Raw genomic sequence first — 1,150 nt, 5'->3', positions numbered from 1 at the left:
AGCTTCACCACGTCGGCCACGGTGCCCAGCGCCACCAGCGGCAGCAGCGCGTCGAGCTTGGGCTGCGTCGCCACGTCGAACACGCCGCGCCGGCGCAGCTCGGAGCGCAGCGCGAGCAGCACGTAGAACATCACGCCGACGCCGGCGATGCACTTGCTCTCGAAGCCGCAGTCGGGATGGTTGGGATTCACCAGCACGTCGGCCACCGGCAGCTCGGGGCCGGGCAGGTGGTGGTCGGTCACCAGCACCTGCAGGCCGCGCGCCTTGGCGGCGGCCACGCCGTCGACGCTGGCGATGCCGTTGTCGACCGTGATCAGCATGTCGGCGCCGCTCGCGGCCACGCGCTCGGCGATCGGCGGCGTGAGGCCGTAGCCGTCGACCACGCGGTCGGGCACGAGGTAGCTCACGTTCTTCGCGCCCAGCAGGCGCAGGCCGCGCACGCCGACCGCACAGGCGGTGGCGCCGTCGCAGTCGTAGTCGGCCACGATGCACAGGCGCTTGTCGGCGGCCATCGCGTCGGCCAGCAGCACCGCGGCCTCGTGCGTGCCGCGCAGGGTGTCGGGCGGCAGCAGGCGCGCCAGGCCGTCGTCGAGCTCGTCCTTGGCGCTGACGCCGCGCGCATGCGCGATGCCGGCCAGCGTGGCCTCGTCGACCGCGGCGGTGAAGCCCTGCACCGCATAGTTGCTGGTATGGACCTTCATCACGAGCGCGGTGCGCGCGTTGATGGCGCGCTCGTAGTCCTGCGGATGGGTGCGGTTGGTGGTGCCGACCTCGACCATCTGCGCGCCCGCGCTGGCCATCACGTCGGGCATGCGGAAGGCGCCGCCGATCTCGACCAGTTCGCCGCGCGAGACGATCACCTCGCGCTCGCGCGCCAGCGCCGCGATGGTCAGCAGCACCGCGGCCGCGTTGTTGTTGACCACGGTCGCAGCCTCGGCGCCGGTGATGGTGCGCAGCAGGTCTTCCACCAGCGAGTCGCGGTCGCCGCGGCTGCCGGTGGCGAGGTCGTACTCGAGGTTGTTGGGCGAGGTCATGACCTCGAGCAGCCGCTGCAGCGCGGCATCGGCCAGCAGCGCGCGGCCGAGGTTGGTGTGGATGACGGTGCCGGTGAGGTTGAGCACGCTGCGCATGCGCGGCGCGAGGCGTTGCG

At 72.4% G+C, this 1,150-nt stretch carries 1 protein-coding gene; it reads right to left on the bottom strand.

What is annotated here, in order from left to right; all coding sequences use genetic code 11:
* Nucleotides 1-1,130, bottom strand: a 1,130-nt coding sequence (selA, locus tag AC27VN_RS42020; RefSeq protein ID WP_490880594.1) for an L-seryl-tRNA(Sec) selenium transferase, incomplete at its 3' end; no start/stop codon positions are given.
* Nucleotides 1,131-1,150: the final 20 nt, after the last annotated feature.

The organism is Variovorax sp. 20P10.2.4 (genome assembly GCF_058244205.1).
The sequence above is the reverse complement of the archived record's forward strand: the minus strand, read 5'-3'. Positions and strand labels throughout refer to the sequence as shown.